Here is an 18,692-nt window from a genome sequence, read left to right as displayed (position 1 = left end):
GGAAGCGGGGTGAGGTACATGGAAAAAGTAGCGATAATCGGCGTTGGATTCACCAAGTACGACCGTAACAGCCCCCTCACCTTCGCGGAGATGGTCTTCGAGGCCACCAGCAAGGCCATCGCGGACGCGGGGATATCCAAGGATGACGTGGACAACGTCGTCTCCGCTTCCAGCGACTTCTGGGACGGCCGCACCATCTCCAGCATGGCCATCTCGGACGCTTCCAACGCGTTCGGGAAGGACATCACCACCGTCGAGGGGGACGGCACATTCGCCGCCCTCTACGGCATGATGCGCATCCTCTCCGGCAGCTTCGGCGTCACCGTTGTCTGCGCCCACCACAAGGGCACGGAGAGCAGCATGAACGGCATCACCAATTGCGCCTTCGACCCGCTGGTGGAGAGGAGGCTAGGGATTGACGCCGTCTCGTCCGCGGCCCTGCAGGCGCGCAGGTACATGAACAAGTACGGCCTTTCGGAGGAGCAGTTCGCGCTGGTTTCGGTGAAGAACCACGGCAACGCCATGCGCAATCCCCTGTCCCTCCTGCCCATGGAGATCACCGTGGACGACGTGATGAACTCGCGCAAGATCGCCGATCCCCTGAAACTGCTCGACTGCTCCCCCGTCACCGACGGTGCCTGCACCCTGGTACTGGCGGCGGAGCGGTTCGCCAAGAAGATGACCACCAACAAGAAGCGGGTATGGTTGAAGGGCGTGGGCCACTGCGCCGACGCCTTCCGCCTCGGAGACCGTGACCTTGCGGACACCCGCGCTCTCAAGCGGGCCGCCAAGCGGGCCTACGCCATGGCCGGCATCGACGACCCCCGCAAGGAGATCGACTTCGCCGAGGTCTACGACGCCTTCTCCTACATGGAGCCGCTGTGGCTGGAGGGGCTGGGCATCTGCGACGACGGCAAGGGCTGCGAGTACCTGGAGCGCGGTTACTTCGACTACGGAGGCAAGCTCCCGGTGAACGCCTCGGGAGGCCGCCTCTCGGCCAATCCCGTGCAGTCAGCGGGCCTTTACGCCATGGCCGAAGCGACCCTGCAGCTGCGGGGAAAGGCTGGAAAACACCAGGTGAGAAACGCCGAGACAGCCCTGGTCCACGGCATCAACGGCATGTGCGGACAGTCCCACTGTGTCTGGATCCTGGGGAAATAAGGAGGTGACGTGAAATGGGTAAACGAGTAGGTATTATCGGAGTCGGCCAGACCCACCACGCCGCCAAGCGTTTGGACGTCTCGGGCGTTGAGCTCATCGCCGAGGCCGTTACCCGGGCCCTGGACGACGCGCAGTTGACCATGGGCGACATCGACGCCATCGTCATCGGCAACATGGACCACTTCGAGAACATCAACTACGTGGACATGTGGGCTACCGACGGCCTGGGGTCGTGCATGAAGCCGGTCTTCAAGGTGACCACCGGCGGCACCACCGGCACCACCGTGGGCGCCTGCGGATACTACCACGTAGCCAGCGGCCTCTTCGACGTGGTCCTGGCCGTAGGCTGGGAGAAGAACTCGGAATCGGATACGCAGGCGGCCATCGCCACCTGTGCCAACCCCACCCTGGAGAGAGACCCCTTCGCCGGGGCCATCGGGCCACTGGCCACCGAGTATTCCATGTATATGAAGGCCTACGGGGCCACCGAGAGCGATTCGGCCATGGTGGCCGCCCGTGACCGCAACAACGCCCTCAACAACCCCTACGCCCACTCGCGGCAGGCGGTGACCGTTGAGGACGTGCTCAACTCCCCCATGCTCTCCTACCCGGTGAAGTTCCTCGACATGTGCCCGCGTTCCGACGGGTCATGCGCGGTCATCTTCGCCACCGAGGAGAAGGCAAAGAAGCTCTGCCCCAAACCGGCATGGGTGCACTGCTCGGTAGTGCGCCACGACTACACCCACTTCGGGGACCTGGAGTGGAAGTTCATGCCCACCCTGGAGCGGGCCTCCGCGGCGGCCTACAAGCTGGCGGGCATCACTAACCCCCTGAAGGAGTTCGACGTGGCCGAGCTGTATATCCCCTGCTCCACATGCGGGGTGAAGTGGATGGACTCCCTGTGGTTCTGCGAGCACGGCGGTGCGCCGAAGCTCATCCGCAAGGGCACCTTCGACATGGACGGCCAGCTGCCCATCAACCCTTCCGGCGGAGTGATCTCCACCAACCCCATCGGCGCCACCGCCCTCATCCGCGTGGGCGAAGCGGCCTGGCAGATCATGGGAAAGGCGGGCGCCCGCCAGGTACCCAATGTGAAGAAGGCCCTGTGCACCGGGTTCGGAGGCTGCAGCTGGACGGACCTGATGATCCTAGGCGCGGACCTGCCCTGAGGCTGGAGGAGGTGACATTCATGGGAATATACGAGGACAAGAGGAAGAGGACGCACACCCCCGAGGGCTACGAGCTCCTGACCCAGGAATCCGGCCACCTGGAATACAACTTCCACTGGCACCTGGGGTATTACTGGAGTAAGTACCTGGCCGAGCTGCGGGACAATAAGCGCTTCATGGGCATCAAGTGCCCGCAGTGCGGAACCGTCTACAACCCCCCACGCGTCAATTGCGGCAAGTGCTACGTGGAGATGAACGAGTGGGTAGAACTCGCCGATGAGGGCACGCTCGAGGGCTTCACCATCGTCCGCTTCCCCTACATCGACCCCAACAACGGCGGTTGGAAGCAGGTGCCCTTCACCTCCATCTGGGTGACCCTGGACGGGGCCGACACCCGCATGATGCATTTCTGCAACGAGTTCGACGAAAAGGACCTCGATGTGGGGATGCGCATGCGCGCGGTATGGAACGAGGAGCGCACCGGAAGCATCCACGACGTGAAGTACTTCGAAGTGGTCAGGGAGGCTAAGCCGGCGAAGAAGGCAGCGGCCAAGAAACCCGCAAAGAAGGCGGCTGCTGAGAAACCGGCCAAGAAGCCTGTGAAAAAGGCCGCGGCGAAAAAGCCGGCCAAGAAGGCAGCGAAGAAGGCCGCCAAAAAGTAAGCCCGGACTGACGAGCGAGCTGAGGGGGCTGAGGTGACTCGGCCCCCTTCCTTAATGGGGTCAGGTCTAGTTTTTTGGATTCCATAATATGGTAAGCTACACATTCTTGCTGCATATAGGCGAGCATATGTATGATAATCGCTAAGATACCGCGGTATCCAAAAAACAAGACTTGACCCCATAGACGATAAAGGAGGGGGTATGGAGATAAGGAACGTCTTCGTGCTGGGGGCGGGGTACATGGGAAACGGCATCGCCCAGGTCTCCGCCCAGGCGGGCTACAGGGTGACCATGTGCGACGTCAGCGAGGGATGCCTGCGGTCAGGGATGGATGCCATCGAAAGCTCCCTGGGAAAGTTCCTTGCCAAAGAGAAGATAGGCCGAGATGAGCACGACTCGGCACTTGCCAGCATCACCACCACCTGCGACCTGGAGGAGGCGCGCGATGCCGATATCGTGGTGGAGGCGGTGCCCGAGAAGCCGGAGCTGAAGAAAGACGTCTTCGCCAGGCTTGACAGCATCTGCCCGCCCCGTGTCATCCTCGCCACCAACACCTCGGCTATCCCCATCTCCTCTATCGCTGCCGCCACCGCCCGTCCGGACAAGGTGGTGGGCATCCATTTCTTCGGCCCGGTTCCACTGCTGAAGCTGGTCGAGGTGATCAAGGGGCTGCTCACCTCGGACGAGACCATGTCCACGGCGGACGCCTGGGCGCGCAGCCTGGGCAAGGAGACGGTGCTGGTGCTCAAGGACCACGCCGGCTTCGTGGCCAACCGCGCCAGCATACCCTCGAGCATCGAGGCCGTGCGCATGATCGACGAGGGGTTGGCCACCCCCGAGGAGATCGACCGCGCTACCGGCGGATACGACTTCGGGGTAGGGCCACTGCAGATCCTGGACAACGCGGGCCTGGACGTGGGGATGAACGCCGCCATGGCCATCTACTCAGACACCGGGGACCCCAAGTTCTTTCCCCCCCCGCTCATGCGCCGCATGGTGGCGGCGGGCCTCATCGGCCGCAAGGCCGGCAGGGGGTTCTACGACTACTCCAGCGGAAAGCGCGAGAGTTACCTTTCCATCAACGATGCGAGCGAGGAGGAACGCGAGAGGCGCCTCGCGGGCCTGTTGCAGCGCTTCATCATGCCCAACATGCTGGAGGCGATACGGCTGCTGGAAGCGGGGGTGTCCACGGTGGACGATACAGACAAGGCCAACCGCCTGGGCTTCAACCTCCCCCAGGGGTTCCTGGAGATAGCCGACGGGCTCGGCCTGGACGAGGTCTTCAAGGCGGCCATGGGCTTCTACGAACAGACCGGGGACGCGAAGTTCTTCCCCCCTCCCCTGCTGCGCCGCATGGTGGCGGCGGGCATGCTGGGGCGCAAGAGCGGCCGCGGGTTCTACGATTACACCGCGACTTGAAAACCCGCAGCCCATAACCGCCGGCCTTGCATCCATTTGAGCCCGGTTTAGTTGCAGTTATAATAGACTAGTCGGTCCAGGGTGAGGCACCAGTACCATGGATATGTGTAAGGCGTATGTGCTTCGCTGCGGTTACGGCCCGCCATGGGACCGCCGCCAATCGCAAGGCATCAAGATGTCCGTTAGTAGCTAGGAGGGGATCATGGAGAAGATCTGGCTGCAGAATTACGATTTTTTCGTGCCCGAGTCCATCCGCTATCCGAGGATACCCCTGTATCAACTGCTGGAGCTGACGTGCGTCAAGTACGACGAGAACGTCGCCACCATCTTCTTCGACCGTAAGCTGACCTACGGCGAGCTGCGCGACAACGTGCGCCGCATGGCCACCGCCCTCAAGGGCATGGGGGTGAGGAAAGGCGACCGCGTGGCCCTCATGCTGCCCAACTGCCCCCAGTTCATCGTCTCCTACTACGGCGTGCTTGAGGCGGGCGCCACCGTGGTCAACGTCAGCCCCCTGCACGTGGAGCGGGAGCTGGATTACGAGTTCAACGACTCCGGCGCGGAGACCCTAATCTACCTGGACCTCTTCGATGAGCGCATCCAGAACGTCAAGGGTTCCACTCCCCTCAAGCGCCTCATCGTCACCAGCATCACCGACTACATGGAGACGCCGGTGGACCCCTCGGCGGCCAAGGCCGAGGACACCTTCTGGTTCCGCGAGGTCATAGCCGGCTCGACCCCGGAGGTGCCGGACGTGGAGATAGACCCCGAGGTGGACCTGGCCGCCCTTCAGTACACCGGCGGCACCACCGGCCTGCCCAAGGGGGTCATGCTCACCCACCGCAACCTGCTGGCCAACGCCATGCAGTGCGCCCTGTGGGCCAAGGAGTTCTCGGAGCCGGGAAAGGACGTCTATCTCGACGTCATCCCCTTCTTCCACTCCTACGGCCAGACGGTGGGCATGAACAACGCCATCTTCAACGCCGCCACCATGGTCCTCATACCACAGTTCGAGATAAACATGCTCTTGCAGGCCATCCAGAAGTATAAGCCAAACTTCTTCCCCGGTGTCCCCACCCTCTACGTGGCCATCCTCAGCCATCCCGAGGCGCTTGATTACGGGGTGGACAAACTGAGGCTGTGCAACTCCGGCTCGGCCCCCATACCCATAGAGGTGATCAAGCAGTTCAGCAGCATATCCGGCGGCATCTTCTGCGAGGGCTACGGGCTCTCGGAAGCCTCGCCGGTGACCCACTCCAACCCCATCATGGGCATGCGCAAGGTGGGCTCCATCGGGGTGCCCTTCCCGGACACCGAGGCCAAGATCGTGGACGCGGAGACGGGAGAGAAGGAGATGGGCGTGAACGAGCCCGGCGAACTCATTATCCGGGGGCCCCAGGTCATGAAGGGCTACTGGGAGAAGCCGGAGGAGACGGCAGCCACGCTCAAGGGCGGCTGGCTCTACACCGGTGACATCGGCACCATGGACGAGGACGGTTACTTCTACATCGTGGACCGCAAGAAGGACATGATCATCGCCGGCGGCTTCAACATCTACCCGCGCGAGGTGGACGAGGTCCTCTACGAGCACCCCAAGGTGCAGGAAGCGGTGACCGTGGGCATCCCCGACGAGTACCGCGGCGAGACGGTCAAGGTCTACATCGTGCTCAAGGAGGGCGTGGAGTGCACCGAGGACGAGATCATCGCCTACTGCCGGGAGCGCCTGGCCGCCTACAAGGCGCCGCGCATGGTGGAGTTCCGCGCCGAGCTGCCCAAGACCATGGTGGGCAAGATCCTGCGCCGCACCCTGCGCGAGGAGGAGATCGCCAAGCAGAAGGGCGAAAAGGGCGAGTAGCAGGCACCACGCCTAACGGCCTAACCGGGGGCGCGCCGACGGCGCGCCCCCTACGTGTTTTGGACCTGGTCGCACTTGCCGATATTCTGCGGTAAGGAGGTGGTTATGGTGGAAAACTCCCAATGGGCGGTCTTCGGTATCGGCGCCGCGGCGGTGATCGTGGGCCTTGTCCTGGCCTTCCTGGGTTACCGGGGACGCAAGAAACTCGGCGTCATGGCGTCGACTCAGACCGTCAGCGCATCCGAGGCCGTCAATATAGCCCGCAACGCGCCGGGCAGACAGTTGGAACTGGTGGGGGCGGTAGCGGCCGACGAGCCCCTGCTCTCCCCCACCGGCAAGGTGCCCTGCGTCTATTACTCCTACAAGCTGGAGCACCGCGTGCAGAAGCGGGAGCGCGATGACCAGGGCAACTGGCACGCGGAGGAATCCTGGAAGACGGTGGAGTCCCGCGAGGAGCAGGTCCCCTTCAGGGTGTGTGACTCCAGCGGCGAATGCATGGTCTTCCCCGACGGGGCCGACATCGTCGCCGAGACGAGGACCGTGGACGGCCCCGGTACCGGACGCGAATATATGGAAGAGAGCGGCGTCGTGGGTGGGATCCTGGACAGCGTACTCGACGCCATGGACGACGATTACGAGAGCGTCCAGGGCTATCGCATAACCGAGGCGATGATCCGCGTCGGCCAGCCGGTGTTCGTCCATGGCACCGTCAAGCTCTCGGGCGAGTTCGCATCCCTCGGCAGGGGTGACGGCCCCTTCATCGTAAGCTACAGGATGGAGGAGGAGCTATCCAGGAAATACCGGCGCAACTCGGCCCTGCAGTACACTTTCGCGGCCATCCTGGCCATCGCCGGTATCGTCGGCATGGTCTACGCCGTCGCCTTCATGGCGAAATAGGTCAGAAGGGCAAGGAAGAGAAAGCGCTGTTCGCGCCCTCCACGGTGAGGTCGGAGACGCGGATGATCTCGTCGGAGAACATGTTCACGTAGCGGGTGGTGGAGTGCCCCACGTCGGTGATGACGGTGTAGTGGTTGAACCCCAGGCGCTTCTTCTCGCGCTTGAGGCCTTCCACCCAGGAACGCTCCAGGGGCGAGTCGCCGTCGGTGATCATGACCACGTCGGCCTCGCGGTAGTCCCTGGTCCGGAGGACCCCCAGCGCCGCCTCCATGGGTTTGACGAAGTCGGTGCCTCCGCCCAGGAAGAACTCGGCCATGCGCACCACGTCTTCCACCCGCTCCACGCCGGGGGGGAAGCGCAGGACCAGCAGGGGGTCGTCGTGCGCCCCGAACTCGATGACCGCGCAGTGGCGTTTCTTGCGCCAGGCCAGCTCCCGCAGGGCCAGGGCCACGGCCTTGGCCCATAGTTCCTTCTCACCGTGCATGGAGTAGCTCACGTCCACCAGCACCACCATGGGGCCGCGCTCGCCGGGGTCGTTGTGGCGGAGATGGTAGCAGAGGAGGCGCTGTTCGTGGTAGCGGCGGAAGAAGTCCCTCTTGAGTAGGGGGTTAGCTAGCATGGACAGCTCGGCCGGGATGAGGTGGGAGAGGTCGTCGCCGCACTCGATCTCGTAGATCTCGTCCACCCCGTGGCGCATGCGTTCATTATGGGCGCTTATGGCGGCCATGCGGAAGCGCCCAACCATCTTGAGCAGGCGGCGCAGGCGTTCGGAGCCCTTTATCTTCAGGGCCAGGTCCAGGCGCTGGGCGGCATCCAGCCGGGCCGGCGCGCCGGGCTCTTCTCCCCAGCGCACCATCTCGGAACTGCTGCGTGCGAACTTGCGGGCAGCCTCCTCGAAGGCCCGGTTCATGGCCTCGTCAGCCCTGGTGGCGGGGCCTTCCCGCTCGTGCTCGCCCCGGGCGTCTCCGCCATCTCCACTGCCCGCTTCGCGAGGGCTTTGCATGCCCGGGAGGTCCCACAGTTCCTGATGGAGCCGGTCGGCTTCGTCCTCCATGCTCCGCTTGAGGCTCTCCAGGCGCTCCCTCTCCCCGGGGTCCCCGGCCTGCAGCACGAGGTCCTCGATGAGCTCGATGTTCAGTTCCGTCTCCCGCAGCATCTCCTCCGCCCGGGCCATGCCCTCTTTCTCCCTGATCTCGGGCTCGCTCATGTGGCTCAGGATCTCCTCGGCAGTGATCACGGCCGCGAGCATGGAGAGGTGCTCGTTCAGGATGGTGGCCCCGTGCATTCCCAGGTAGGGCCGGCTGCTTACGAAGTCGCCGATGAGGGCCGAGTTGAAGCGGAAGGGACCTTCGATATCGTGGTATTCCCGCAGGGTGATGCTGTCGCGGAAGAAGAGGGTGAAGAGGTCCTGCAGCAACTGCGGGAAGGGGCGGAACGTCTCGCTGCCCGCGCGTATCCCTTCCTCTATGTAGGGTGATCCGGACAGGATGCTGGCATAGGCGGTGCGGTCGAAGAAGTCGCTGACCACGGCATGGCGTCCGGGGTCCTCGGCCATCTCGCTGCGGTGTGACCTGAGGAGGAAGGGGCTGGGAGCGTAAGCCATGCGCTGTACCTCGGTCCTCGCCTCGCCTTAGGGCGGACCCTCGCCGCGCTGCGTGCCCTGCCTGCCCAGTTCCGGGTCGAGGCCGCGCTCCAACCCCAGGCAGTGGTCGAGGACGCGGTTGTGCACCCTCTCGATGCTGGTGCGGATCTCGGTGAGCCGGGCGGTGGGGCGGGACTCCTCCTGGGAACGGACGATGAGGCGGTAGAGCGACTCGTTGACCTTCTTAAGCTTGGAGTGGGCCTCCAGGCCGGCGCGGGAGCTCTCCTCCTCGTCGGCAAAGTCGCCCATGGCCAGGCGGGCGATGTCCTCGGCCTGCTCCAGCAGCATCTCCGCCTGCCGCTCAAGGGGGTTGATGGAATCGAAGACCATCTCGGCCACGGCGCCGATCTGCTCGGGGTCCTGCCAGAGGACATGGCGGAGGACGAAGAGGTCCTCGTCCTCGACCTCGCGGCGGCCGGCCAGCAGAGCGGCGGCACGCACGATATCCAGCGACTCGCGGTAGCGGCGGTCGGAGGCGAAGATGCCCTCCCGGCGCAGGGCGGCCCGCAGGCGGTAGAGGAGGTCGAGGACGTAGTCCGGCACCTCCACCCGGGCGGCCCCCTCGCGCAGGTCGTTCAGTTCGTCCAGGGTCACGCGCTGGGCGGGCACGGTTTCTCCAAGCCGGAGCATCCGCTTGAAGTCCTCCTCGCCTTCTATGTAGTCCACGATGTAGCGGAGCAGGAATCGGTCGTAGAGGGCGGCCAGCTCCTCCTCCTCCGGCAGGTCGTTGGAGGCGCCGATGAGCGAGACCAGGGGCACTTCCACCGCCTCGTCGCCGTTGAAGAAGACCCGCTCGTTGATGATGGAGAGCAGGGCGTTGAGGATGGCCGAGTTGGCCTTGAAGATCTCGTCAAGGAAGGCGATGTGCGCGTCAGGCAGGCGGCCGCTGTAGACGCGTTCGTAGCGGTCGTTTTCCAGGCCGCGCAGGCTGATGGGGCCGAAGATCTCCTCCGGTGTCGTGAACCGGGTGAGCAGCCACTGGAAATAGCCGGCCCCCTCGATGTGGCGGCAGACGCGGTCGGCCAGCATGGACTTGGCGGTGCCGGGCGGGCCCAGCAGCAGCACGTGCTTGCCTGAGATGATGGCATAGAGGACCCCGTCGATCACCTCGGGGCGCTCCAGGAAAACCCCCCTCAGTTCCTCGCGCAGGGCTGATAGCTTGTCCAGGGCGCTGCTTAGCATGAAGCTCTCCGTTCTCCTCGCACCGGTTTCCAGGCCAGGATCACCGGGTCCCCTCCCAGTTACCAGATTATAACCCAGCACCGCCTGGTTGCCGCACCGCTGTCCCACGCGAGGACGGGTTGAGCCCCCTATCCTGCCTTCCACCCCTTTACCAGGAACTCGTCCGCATCGCTGAAGACCCTGTCCTTGCCCCTGGTGGCGTACATGCTGCCGAACTCCTCCTCGAACTTCAAGTTCGCGCCCTCATTATCCAGGACGAGCTTTGAATCGACTACGGGAAGGGTGATGCGCGAGGGATACCGCGGCGAACTGTGGATCCTCACCCTCCCCACGTACGGCGAGGGAAAATGCGAGTAGGGAAAATCATGATACTGCGAATCCGCGCTCGATATCTCGACGCGTATGCGGTGGCCGGGGTAGAAGACGTTGGATACCGGCCATATCTCTATGAGGAAATCGTAGACCCTTCCGGGTTCCAGCGGCTCCTCCTTCAGGTGTGGGTGGAAGGGGCGGTAAGGTAGAGAGCGCTCCTCGTCTATCTCGCGATGGGACGCCTTGAGCCACCCCCGCGACAGCACCCTGAAAGTGCCGTCCTCGTCCTCGTCGCAGAACCTCACGAAGAACGAGGTATCCCTGGTGGAGCAGGAGGCGAAGAGACGGAGGGTTATATGGCCGGTAAGCTCCACTTCCTGCCTGAGCACGCGGGTGCGGTAGACCAGCTGCGGGATCCCCATGTGCGCGAAGTTTATGGGCGAGGATATGTAGGAAAGGGCACGGTCCTCCGATCCGGGTGCCTGTTGCGACAGGAGGCCTGTCTTCCTCTTCTTCCCCTTCGGCCTCAGGTAGAGGTCGGTGTATTCGGTCCTCTCCAGGGGCCACTCCTGCTCGGAGCGCCACTCGTTCCTGCCCATGATCCATATGTTCACCGGCGGGTCCTCCTCCACTCCGGTGTCCAAGCCCTTGAGCCAGTGGTCGTACCACCTGAGCGACTCTATCCTCCACGAGGAGTAGGGGCGGAAGGGGACCTGGGGCAGGCTCACCAGCATGCGCCTGGGGCCTTTCGCCTGCTGGAAAGCATCGAAGATGCCCCGCAGGTGCAGGCCCACGGCGTACTCCCAACCCGAGCCGACGTACATCGGCACCCCTATATCGCTGTCGGACCAGTATCCCGAGCGCTCGTGCATCCACTCGTCGTCGAACTTGTGGCGCTGGACGACGGTATCGTAGAGCAACCTCGCAAGGTCATTCCAGATCACGGTCTTTCCCTTGCCACGCTCTCCCCGCATGAAAATGAACTGCCCGGAGACGAGCAGGAAGGCATAGAGAAAGGGGAAAGTGCTGAATTTCCCCCCGTGGTAGATGGTGTCACGGTACAGGTCATAAATGGGGTCATAGGCGAATACGCACTTGAGCTGCGGGGGGTTCCTCTTGGCGATGAGCAGCTGGATCATGGCGTAGTAGGACATGCCGATCATGCCCACGTTGCCGTTGCACCATGGCTGCCCGGATATCCATTCTATGAGCTCCACGCCGTCCTGGACCTCCCTTTTATCGAGCAACCGCATCCTGCCGCCCGAGTGGCCTGTCCCCCTGGCATCGGCCACGACATGCACGTATCCCCGCTTGACGAAAAACTCCGTGTCCCCGGCCTCGTTCCCCCCGCTGGGGGAGTCCGTCCCCTGCATCTCCTTGGTATAGGAGGATATAGCTAGCAGCGCGGGGAACCTGCCCTCGGCGTCTGGACGGTAGATGTCCATGGCCATCTTCTCTCCGTCGGATACCGGTACGTAGATGTCCCTCTCCACCTTGATGCCGTATTCGGGCTGCGACAACCGTGACAGATCTGGCTCCTCGTTATAGGGATACTGGGGCGCCGACCTCGGCCTGTAGTCGGTCGGCCGGGGCGGGAACCTGCGCACTCTCAAGAAGCCCATCTTCTACCTCCATTCCTCGCGGTACGAAACGGTCCCGGGTGTGATCGTTGCCGAGAAGCCGGCCGAGCGGAAAGCCTTTCAATCGGGGGCGATGCCCCTGATAACGATCCCCATGTAGTCCTCCAGGAACTCGCGCAGGTCGAACCGGAAATGCCCTCTCCTGTGGAAGAAGAGCAGCCCCAGGAAACCCGCCGCGAGTTCGGTTGCGATCTGGGTGGAATCCCCGGCCCTGATCAGGCCGTGCTGCATGCCCTCGGCGACGGCCCCTTCCACGAGCTGATAGATCTCGTGGTCGACGGCGGCAAGCCTCGCGGAGACCTTCTCCGATAGTCCCAGGCTGGCAAAGGGCATGCCCCTGAGGGCGAACAATTCGAACTGCTCGGGGTGATCACGGTAGAAGTCAACGTAGGACCATGCCATGCGGCGGAGTCTTTCGACGGCATCCACGCCATCCCCCTGGACATTTCTCAAGCGATCGACTATTGCTTGCCCGGCCTCCTCGCAGACCATGCCGTAGATCTCGTCCTTGTCGGTGAAATAGAAGTAGAAGGCGCCGGTGGAGAGCTGTGATTCGCGGGCGATATCCCGGATCGATGTGCCTAGGTATCCCCTGGCGAGGAAGAGCTTCCTAGCCGCATCGAGGATGGTATCGATACGGCGCTGGCGTTCGGTTTCTTTGCGCCTGGCGATGATGTCCTGCATTAGGGCCTCCCCACTCGGAAGATAAAATAACACTGTTATTTTTTATAACAGTATTACATTATGTGAGGGTTGTAAAGGCAAGCCGCGGCCGGGATCGATCGTTGCGCGCGTGACCGGCTTCGCGGGCATGGCACGTGAGACATGTAAATTGAGGTAAGATAGGCGTAGAGATCGCGACTTGTACATCCCCGAGGAGGAGGTTGGACATGGACCGGGCAGCCGAACTCAAGCGGGCCATCAGCGAGGGGGACGAGATCAAGGCGGACGATATAGCCGCCCGTGCCCTGGAGGAGGGCGCCGCGCCCAAGGACCTGCTGGAGAAGGGGGCGGTGGCCGGCATATACGAGGCCGGCAGGTTATGGCAGGAAGGAACCTACTTCCTGCCCGATATCATCCTCGCCACCGAGGCCTACAAAGAGGTGATGAAGCGCATCGAGCCCCTGCTTAAGAGCGGCGATGTCTCCTACAAGGGCAAGGTGGTCATGGGTTCGGTGGAGGGAGACGCCCACGATATCGGCAAGAACATCGTCGTTGCCCTGCTGCGCAGCTCCTCCTACGAGGTGGTTGACCTGGGAGTGGACGTGCCCCTGCGGGAATTCGTGGACAAGGCTCGCGAGCTGGAGGCGGACGTGCTGGGCATGGGCGCCTACATGACCACCACCATGCGCGGCATGGAGGAGGTCATCCGCCTGGTGGACGAGGCGGGCCTGCGCGGCAAGGTGAAGGTGATCGTGGGAGGTGCCGCCGTGAGCCGGGACTACGCCGAGAGCATCGGCGCAGACGGCTACGGCGATAACGCCGCCGAGACGGTGGAGCTGGTAGACCGGCTGCTGGGGGTGGTCTAGATGGTGGCCCCGGACATGCTGAAGATGCAGATGAAGGTGATGCTGAAGCTGAACAAGGCCATGGCCTACGCCTACGGCCTGCGCCTGGGCAGGCTCGACGGCTTCGAGCGCCTCATCGCCGGTATCTACGGTACCCCCGACCGCGTGCCGGTGCTTGCCCAGCCCTACACCTATGCCATGGGCATGCACGGACTCTCGGCCCGGACCTTCTTCTCGGAGCCCCGCTCCTTCATCAACGCCTCCAGCAATTTCGCCCGCTACTTCGGCATCGACTTCTGGTCGCCGGTCTTCGACTTCTACAACATCGAGTTGGAGGCCCTGGGACAGAAGCTCATCTGGCGCGACCGCAGCGAGCCGGACGTGGACACATCTGACCCCCTCATCAAGAGCGAGGAAGACCTGAGGCGGTTGCGGCCACCGCGGGCGGGCCGGGACGGGCGCATGCCCTACGTGCTGGAGTCATACCGGCGCTACATGGAGATCATGGGAGTGCCGCCCATGGCCTACGCCTGCTCCCCTTTCACCATGGCCGTGCTCACCCGCGGCTACGTCAACCTCATCCGGGACATGCGCCGCAACCCCGCCTTCGTCCACCGCCTCATGGAGTTCCTGAGCATGGAGGTGGTGGTCCCCTGGATAGACAAGCTTGTCGAGACGACCAGTGCCTCCATCGTCGCCATATCCGACGCCTGGGCTTCCCAGCCCAACGTCACCGTCGAGATGGTGCGTGAGTTCTGCCTCCCCTACACCGAGAAGATAGCGCGCGCCACCAATTCGCCCCTGCGCACGGTGATGGATACCGCGAGCTGGGGAGAGCGGGCGGTGGAGGACCCCCGCGAGGTGCTGGACCTCAAGGTGGACATGATGGCGCGAGGCAACTACTTCAAACCCCTGCGCCCCTTCTTCCTCCTGGTATGGAACGAGGATTACGAGGTGGTGGGCATTCCTTACGTAAAGCGCTACGCCGAGGAGAAGAAGGTTAGCCTGCTCCTCAACGTGCGCCCCGACCTCATCGAGTCGGGGCCACCCGAGGCCATCGTGGAGAACGTGCGCAAGCTGATATGGGAAGGGGCCGGTAAGGGCAGGTTCGTCCTGCTCATCAACCTGGTGCCCGTCGGCACCCCTGTGGAGCACGTGCACACGGCGGTGGCGGCGGCCAAACAGTTCGGCGTCTACCCCATCATCCCCGACCTGGACACCCAGACCTTCCTCAAGCCGGAATTCCCGCCCTTCGAGGAATGGATGAGGAAAGAGGGCCTGCCGGTCTGACGGATGAAGGCACGCCCCCGTGGCAGCGTTGCGGTCCGGCACCGTCGGGATGGCGTTGCTGCGGTTAGCCTTCTAAGCCTCCCGGTCCGGTCCCTCGGCGGGCCTGACGTATAGCCTGTAAAGGGGCTCGCCCTCGGACTTGAAGCAACCGGTGCAGCCCTCGGCGGCCTCCACGTCCAGCTCCTCCAGCAGGCATTCGAAGCCCAGCTCCCCGTACTCGCTGAGAACGCGGGCAAGGTGGTCTCCGGCGGAGACCAGTGCTTCCCTCCAGCCGCCTTCTTCCACCTCTGCCTGCTCTCGCAATGTCCGGCAGTGCGGCGGGAAGTACACTTTATCTGTCGGAGTCTCTTCGGTCATTACTCCTGTCCTCTGGGATGGGGCCGTACCTTCGTTCTTCAGTCCTCCCGCGGGGGATCCATAAATCGCGTATCGGGCCTGGGGTTGAGGAACGAAGGTACGACCCCTAACGCGTGACCATGGCGTTGGCCTGGTTGGGGCATACCCTCACGCACTGGCCACAGCCCTGGCAGTCGAGTATCCGTACCTTGCCGTCGAAGACCTTCCTCTCCTCGAAGGCACATACCTCCACGCAGGCCCCGCATCCCTCGCACTTGTCCGGGTCCACGACGGAGCGGTATACGGAGGGGATGAAGCGGAAGCCGGTCCCCTTGTAATATATGTAGCCGTTTATGGGGAGGCAGGCACACCCGCAGCAGTTGCAGATGACGAAGTAGTTGGCGCTGCCTCGGTAATACATGTGGCGGTCCAGCATGGGCACGAATCCCATCTCGTAGCCCTCCCTCACTATGCGCTTCGCCTCCTCTTTGTCGATGACGCGGTAGTCCTGGGGGAAAAGGTCCAGCCATATGGCGGTGCCGGTCAGGATCACGATGTCGGTCTCAAGGGGGTGGTCGCAGGCGTGGGTGGCCAGGCGGCAGCGGCAGGGCCCGACGGCGATACGGCTTTCCGCGGGCAGGTCGTCGATGAAGTGCAGCATCTCCCCCAGGGTCATGACCTGGCCCGCGATCATGTGCTCGCCCACGAACTTGCCCGCAAGGACGTAGTTGAGTTTCCTCACCCACAACTTGCCTAGGAGGGGGAACTTCTCGGGAAGGTTGATTATCCAGTACAGGAGCGCGAGGAAACGCACCTCGATCCAGGCGTAACGCTTGAGCATGAACAGGCGCAGGCCGCTCTTCTCGGCGATGAGCGGGTCGCTCAGGTGGTATGGCGTTACGCGCAGCAGCAGCCCCATCAGCGTCAGCGGAAAGAACAGCAACCTGCCGCTTCCGTTTCCGTGTTCCCTGTCCGAAGAGTCCATCATAACCCCCAGAAGGATCGTTGCCCCCATCAATCCGGTGCAAACATTCTAACATCACCGGGTCGCCAGGGGAGGGGAAAGTATCAACGGACATCCTACGGGGGTGCGTAACCGTCGAGCCGGGTACGCACATCCGCTTATTGTCCCGGGCTGAGCGGTGGTGCCGAGCCGATGATATAATACGGGTGGGGAAAGTCTCGGCATTACCGTCAGACCGTGTCGCCGGCAACATGTTCGCACCACGCCCCACAGCGTGAGAGTCCCGTCATTCTTCATGGATTCAGGGGGGTTACAGGATGCCTCAAGAACAGCTCAGCGACACCGGCAAGCAGTTGCTGCACGATTTTCCCGCCCTGGCCGTGCTGCGCAAGCTCGACCGCAAGAACATCGATGACGTCATAGCCCTGGTCGACAACTGCGCCGCCTTCAACCGGGAACATGCGGAGCCGGTGGCGCTGGAGCTTGACGAGCGCATAGGCAAAGATACGGATTACTTCGCCTGGGACCTCGTCCGGGAGGCTGGCGATCACCGGCTCTTCTCCCTGGTCATACCGGAGGTGGTCGGCGGGCTGGCAGGCAAGTACATGCTCACCGCCGGGTACCTGGCCTTCGAGGAGCTCTGTTCCACCTGTGCGGGCATCGGCAACATGATCGCCGCCACCGCCCTGGGGATCTCGCCCATGGTCACGCCGGGCGGACTGGCGTTCTGGGACACCATCCTGCACGAGATCATCGAGGGGGAGAAGAAGGGCAAACCGGTGCTCATGGCCTATGCCATCACCGAGCCCTCGGCCGGAACCGACGTCGAGGAACCCGACTTCCTGGCCAGGGCCAGGATCAACATGGAAGCCAAGAAGGTCAAGGGCGGTTACGTACTCAACGGCCGCAAGGTGTTCATCTCCGGCGGCAGGGAGGCCAAGTACCTCACCGTCTGCGCCGCGACCGAGAGGGACAGGCCCCTCGATACCTGGAGCCTGTTCCTGGTGGAGAAGGACCGGGACGGCGTCTCCGTGCCCCGGGTTGAGGTGAAGATGGGACAGCGCGCCTGCCACGCGGCCGAGCTGCTCTTCGAGGACGTCTTCGTGCCCGAGGACAACCTGCTGGGCCAGGAGGGGGACGGCATGGCCACCGGCATCCTCTCGATCATGTCGGCCTCGCGAGGCGCGGTAGGTGGGGTGGGGACCGGTATCGCCCGGGGGGCCTTCAAGCACTTCCTGGCATGGGCCAGGGAGGGCCGGAACGGAAGGAAGCCAATAGACGAGCAGCACATCCAGATGACCCTGGCGGACATGAAAGCGGCCATCCAGGAGTCGCGGATGATGTGCCTCAGCCACGGCCTGGCGGGAGACGAAGTGTTCGGGGCGCTGATGATAAACCCCCTGATGAAGGGGCTCTTCGCCCTGCCCAGGGCCGTGCGCCTGTCCCGGCCCTACCAGTCCTTCCTGCACTCACAAGCCGGGAGGGTGGCGACCGGACAGATGCTGCGCATCCTGGTGGACGAGGCCGAACTCACCCACATCCTCTACCTGGCCTCCCTCGCCAAGTTCTCCGCCACCGACAACGCCAACTGGGTGACCGCCAGGGCGCTGGAACTCATGGGCACCGACGATTCGATCCACCGGCGCTGGGTGGAGAAATGCTTCCGCGACGCCAAGCTGACCCAGATCTACGAGGGCACCAACCAGTTGAACCGCCTGACCGCTTACCTCATAGAGCTCGCCGGGACGCTCAAGATAGAGCTGCCGCGTCCCCTCGAGCGCGCGGGCCGCTGAGGCGAGGAGGGACGGCACCATGGAAGCAGCGGGTGGCCTGGCGCGGAAGTTCCTCTACTATCCCGACCGCATCCCCGCGGACATGCCGCCGCCGCGCTGGGCTGGCGGCGCCGAGGAGGTGTGGCTGGACTGCGAGGACGGGGTCAGGATACACGGCCTGTGGTGGCCCGAGCCCGCGGGAGCACCGGTCATCCTCTTTCTGCACGGCAATGCCCAGGAGGTTTACAGCTGGTCACTGGTGCACATGGAGCTTGAGGCTGTGGGGTGCCGCCTGCTGCTCATCGACTTCCACGGATACGGCAAGAGCGGGGGCGAGCCCCACGAGGCCGGCCTCTACCTTGACGGGAAGGCGGCCCTGGCGTGGTTGGCGGAGGGCGGCGTAAGGGACCCCGACATCGTGCTCTTCGGGAAATCCCTCGGCGGTGGGGTGGCCTGCGAGATAGCGCAGGGACGCGAGTTCAGGGCCCTGGTGCTCGAATCCACCTTCACCTCCCTGGCCGGCGTAGCCCGTAAGCTCTTCCCGTTCCTCCCCGAGGGCACACCATTGGGCGAGGTCTACGATTCCATCTCCAAGCTGCCGCGTGCCCGCTGCCCGGTGCTGGTCATCCACGGCGACCGGGATGAGCTCATCCCCGTGGAAGAAGGCCTGGAGCTATACGCCGCGGCCCCGGAGCCCAAGGAGCTTTACCTGGTGGCGGGGGCGGGACACAACGACGTCTCCATGGTGGCGGGACCGGGCTACGCCCGCTTCATCGCCGACTTCCTGGGGGTCAGCCCCTGACATGTGACATTTTGTGAGGTGGGGGGTCAGCCCATGACATGTGACATTTTGAGATCTAGTAAGATCGAAGAAGATACCTCT

At 63.5% G+C, this 18,692-nt stretch carries 16 protein-coding genes; 10 read left to right on the top strand and 6 right to left on the bottom strand.

The features are described 5' to 3' along the window. Positions 1 to 18: 18 nt before the first annotated feature. From AB1384_09520 to AB1384_09495, 6 genes are all read left to right on the top strand, one after another. Positions 19 to 1,161, top strand: a complete 1,143-nt coding sequence (locus tag AB1384_09520) for a thiolase family protein (GenBank protein MEW6554511.1) — start codon at positions 19 to 21, stop codon at positions 1,159 to 1,161. A gap of 14 nt (positions 1,162 to 1,175) precedes the next feature. Further along, a complete protein-coding gene (locus AB1384_09515; GenBank protein MEW6554510.1) occupies positions 1,176 to 2,330 on the top strand; it encodes a thiolase family protein in 1,155 nt (384 codons plus the stop codon). A 20-nt stretch (positions 2,331 to 2,350) separates the two neighbouring features. After that, positions 2,351 to 2,992, top strand: coding sequence for a Zn-ribbon domain-containing OB-fold protein (locus AB1384_09510; protein ID MEW6554509.1), 642 nt, complete (start codon positions 2,351 to 2,353; stop codon positions 2,990 to 2,992). Between the two features lie 201 nt (positions 2,993 to 3,193). Continuing rightward, positions 3,194 to 4,411 (top strand): 3-hydroxyacyl-CoA dehydrogenase, encoded by a 1,218-nt coding sequence (locus AB1384_09505; protein ID MEW6554508.1) that lies wholly within the window; start codon positions 3,194 to 3,196, stop codon positions 4,409 to 4,411. A gap of 202 nt (positions 4,412 to 4,613) precedes the next feature. Then, complete coding sequence (locus AB1384_09500; protein MEW6554507.1) at positions 4,614 to 6,266, top strand: long-chain fatty acid--CoA ligase; 1,653 nt, start codon at positions 4,614 to 4,616, stop codon at positions 6,264 to 6,266. 105 nt (positions 6,267 to 6,371) lie between these two features. Continuing rightward, positions 6,372 to 7,163 carry a GIDE domain-containing protein gene (locus AB1384_09495; GenBank protein MEW6554506.1) on the top strand — a complete coding sequence of 264 codons (792 nt, stop codon included), beginning with the start codon at positions 6,372 to 6,374 and terminating at the stop codon, positions 7,161 to 7,163. Between the two features lies 1 nt (position 7,164). On the opposite strand, the gene AB1384_09490 is transcribed toward AB1384_09495, so the two are convergent. The 4 genes from AB1384_09490 to AB1384_09475 all read right to left on the bottom strand — a co-directional run bounded on the left by AB1384_09490 (position 7,165) and on the right by AB1384_09475 (position 12,623). Further along, positions 7,165 to 8,766: a VWA domain-containing protein gene (locus AB1384_09490; protein ID MEW6554505.1), complete on the bottom strand. Its 1,602-nt coding sequence runs from the start codon at positions 8,764 to 8,766 to the stop codon at positions 7,165 to 7,167. A 27-nt stretch (positions 8,767 to 8,793) separates the two neighbouring features. Further along, a complete protein-coding gene (locus tag AB1384_09485; protein ID MEW6554504.1) occupies positions 8,794 to 9,987 on the bottom strand; it encodes an AAA family ATPase in 1,194 nt (397 codons plus the stop codon). Between the two features lie 128 nt (positions 9,988 to 10,115). Next, entirely contained in the window at positions 10,116 to 11,921 is a 1,806-nt protein-coding gene (locus AB1384_09480; GenBank protein ID MEW6554503.1) for a CocE/NonD family hydrolase, read from the bottom strand. A gap of 78 nt (positions 11,922 to 11,999) precedes the next feature. Beyond that, a complete protein-coding gene (locus tag AB1384_09475; GenBank protein ID MEW6554502.1) occupies positions 12,000 to 12,623 on the bottom strand; it encodes a TetR/AcrR family transcriptional regulator in 624 nt (207 codons plus the stop codon). Positions 12,624 to 12,829: 206 nt separating this feature from the next. Here AB1384_09475 and AB1384_09470 point away from each other — a divergent pair, with 206 nt between their 5' ends. Continuing rightward, positions 12,830 to 13,468, top strand: a complete 639-nt coding sequence (locus AB1384_09470; GenBank protein MEW6554501.1) for a corrinoid protein — start codon at positions 12,830 to 12,832, stop codon at positions 13,466 to 13,468. Then, on the top strand, positions 13,469 to 14,737 hold the full coding sequence (locus AB1384_09465; protein MEW6554500.1) for a uroporphyrinogen decarboxylase family protein: 1,269 nt from the start codon (positions 13,469 to 13,471) through the stop codon (positions 14,735 to 14,737). A 72-nt stretch (positions 14,738 to 14,809) separates the two neighbouring features. On the opposite strand, the gene AB1384_09460 is transcribed toward AB1384_09465, so the two are convergent. Beyond that, positions 14,810 to 15,094 carry a hypothetical protein gene (locus AB1384_09460; GenBank protein ID MEW6554499.1) on the bottom strand — a complete coding sequence of 95 codons (285 nt, stop codon included), beginning with the start codon at positions 15,092 to 15,094 and terminating at the stop codon, positions 14,810 to 14,812. 106 nt (positions 15,095 to 15,200) lie between these two features. Beyond that, positions 15,201 to 16,058 carry a 4Fe-4S binding protein gene (locus AB1384_09455; GenBank protein ID MEW6554498.1) on the bottom strand — a complete coding sequence of 286 codons (858 nt, stop codon included), beginning with the start codon at positions 16,056 to 16,058 and terminating at the stop codon, positions 15,201 to 15,203. Positions 16,059 to 16,354: 296 nt separating this feature from the next. On the opposite strand from AB1384_09455, the gene AB1384_09450 reads away from it, so the two are divergent. Together AB1384_09450 and AB1384_09445 are read left to right on the top strand one after the other, a co-directional pair. Next, complete coding sequence (locus AB1384_09450; protein MEW6554497.1) at positions 16,355 to 17,830, top strand: acyl-CoA dehydrogenase family protein; 1,476 nt, start codon at positions 16,355 to 16,357, stop codon at positions 17,828 to 17,830. A 19-nt stretch (positions 17,831 to 17,849) separates the two neighbouring features. Beyond that, entirely contained in the window at positions 17,850 to 18,611 is a 762-nt protein-coding gene (locus AB1384_09445) for an alpha/beta hydrolase (GenBank protein ID MEW6554496.1), read from the top strand. The last annotated feature ends 81 nt before the right edge of the window (positions 18,612 to 18,692 follow it).

Source organism: Actinomycetota bacterium, from assembly GCA_040757835.1.
Taxonomy (GTDB): Bacteria; Actinomycetota; Geothermincolia; order Geothermincolales; family RBG-13-55-18; genus SURF-21.
This window is presented reverse-complemented; position numbering and strand designations above follow the sequence as displayed.

What these genes read in the sequence shown, in the direction of transcription:
- AB1384_09520 (MEW6554511.1), top strand. Translation starts at nt 19, where the DNA reads ATGGAAAAAGTAGCGATAATCGGCGTTGGATTCACCAAGTACGACCGT.
- AB1384_09465 (MEW6554500.1), top strand. Translation starts at nt 13,469, where the DNA reads ATGGTGGCCCCGGACATGCTGAAGATGCAGATGAAGGTGATGCTGAAG.
- AB1384_09475 (MEW6554502.1), bottom strand. Translation starts at nt 12,623, where the DNA reads ATGCAGGACATCATCGCCAGGCGCAAAGAAACCGAACGCCAGCGCCGT.
- AB1384_09445 (MEW6554496.1), top strand. Translation starts at nt 17,850, where the DNA reads ATGGAAGCAGCGGGTGGCCTGGCGCGGAAGTTCCTCTACTATCCCGAC.
- AB1384_09500 (MEW6554507.1), top strand. Translation starts at nt 4,614, where the DNA reads ATGGAGAAGATCTGGCTGCAGAATTACGATTTTTTCGTGCCCGAGTCC.
- AB1384_09480 (MEW6554503.1), bottom strand. Translation starts at nt 11,921, where the DNA reads ATGGGCTTCTTGAGAGTGCGCAGGTTCCCGCCCCGGCCGACCGACTAC.
- AB1384_09470 (MEW6554501.1), top strand. Translation starts at nt 12,830, where the DNA reads ATGGACCGGGCAGCCGAACTCAAGCGGGCCATCAGCGAGGGGGACGAG.
- AB1384_09485 (MEW6554504.1), bottom strand. Translation starts at nt 9,987, where the DNA reads ATGCTAAGCAGCGCCCTGGACAAGCTATCAGCCCTGCGCGAGGAACTG.
- AB1384_09515 (MEW6554510.1), top strand. Translation starts at nt 1,176, where the DNA reads ATGGGTAAACGAGTAGGTATTATCGGAGTCGGCCAGACCCACCACGCC.
- AB1384_09490 (MEW6554505.1), bottom strand. Translation starts at nt 8,766, where the DNA reads ATGGCTTACGCTCCCAGCCCCTTCCTCCTCAGGTCACACCGCAGCGAG.
- AB1384_09460 (MEW6554499.1), bottom strand. Translation starts at nt 15,094, where the DNA reads ATGACCGAAGAGACTCCGACAGATAAAGTGTACTTCCCGCCGCACTGC.
- AB1384_09505 (MEW6554508.1), top strand. Translation starts at nt 3,194, where the DNA reads ATGGAGATAAGGAACGTCTTCGTGCTGGGGGCGGGGTACATGGGAAAC.
- AB1384_09455 (MEW6554498.1), bottom strand. Translation starts at nt 16,058, where the DNA reads ATGGACTCTTCGGACAGGGAACACGGAAACGGAAGCGGCAGGTTGCTG.
- AB1384_09450 (MEW6554497.1), top strand. Translation starts at nt 16,355, where the DNA reads ATGCCTCAAGAACAGCTCAGCGACACCGGCAAGCAGTTGCTGCACGAT.
- AB1384_09510 (MEW6554509.1), top strand. Translation starts at nt 2,351, where the DNA reads ATGGGAATATACGAGGACAAGAGGAAGAGGACGCACACCCCCGAGGGC.
- AB1384_09495 (MEW6554506.1), top strand. Translation starts at nt 6,372, where the DNA reads ATGGTGGAAAACTCCCAATGGGCGGTCTTCGGTATCGGCGCCGCGGCG.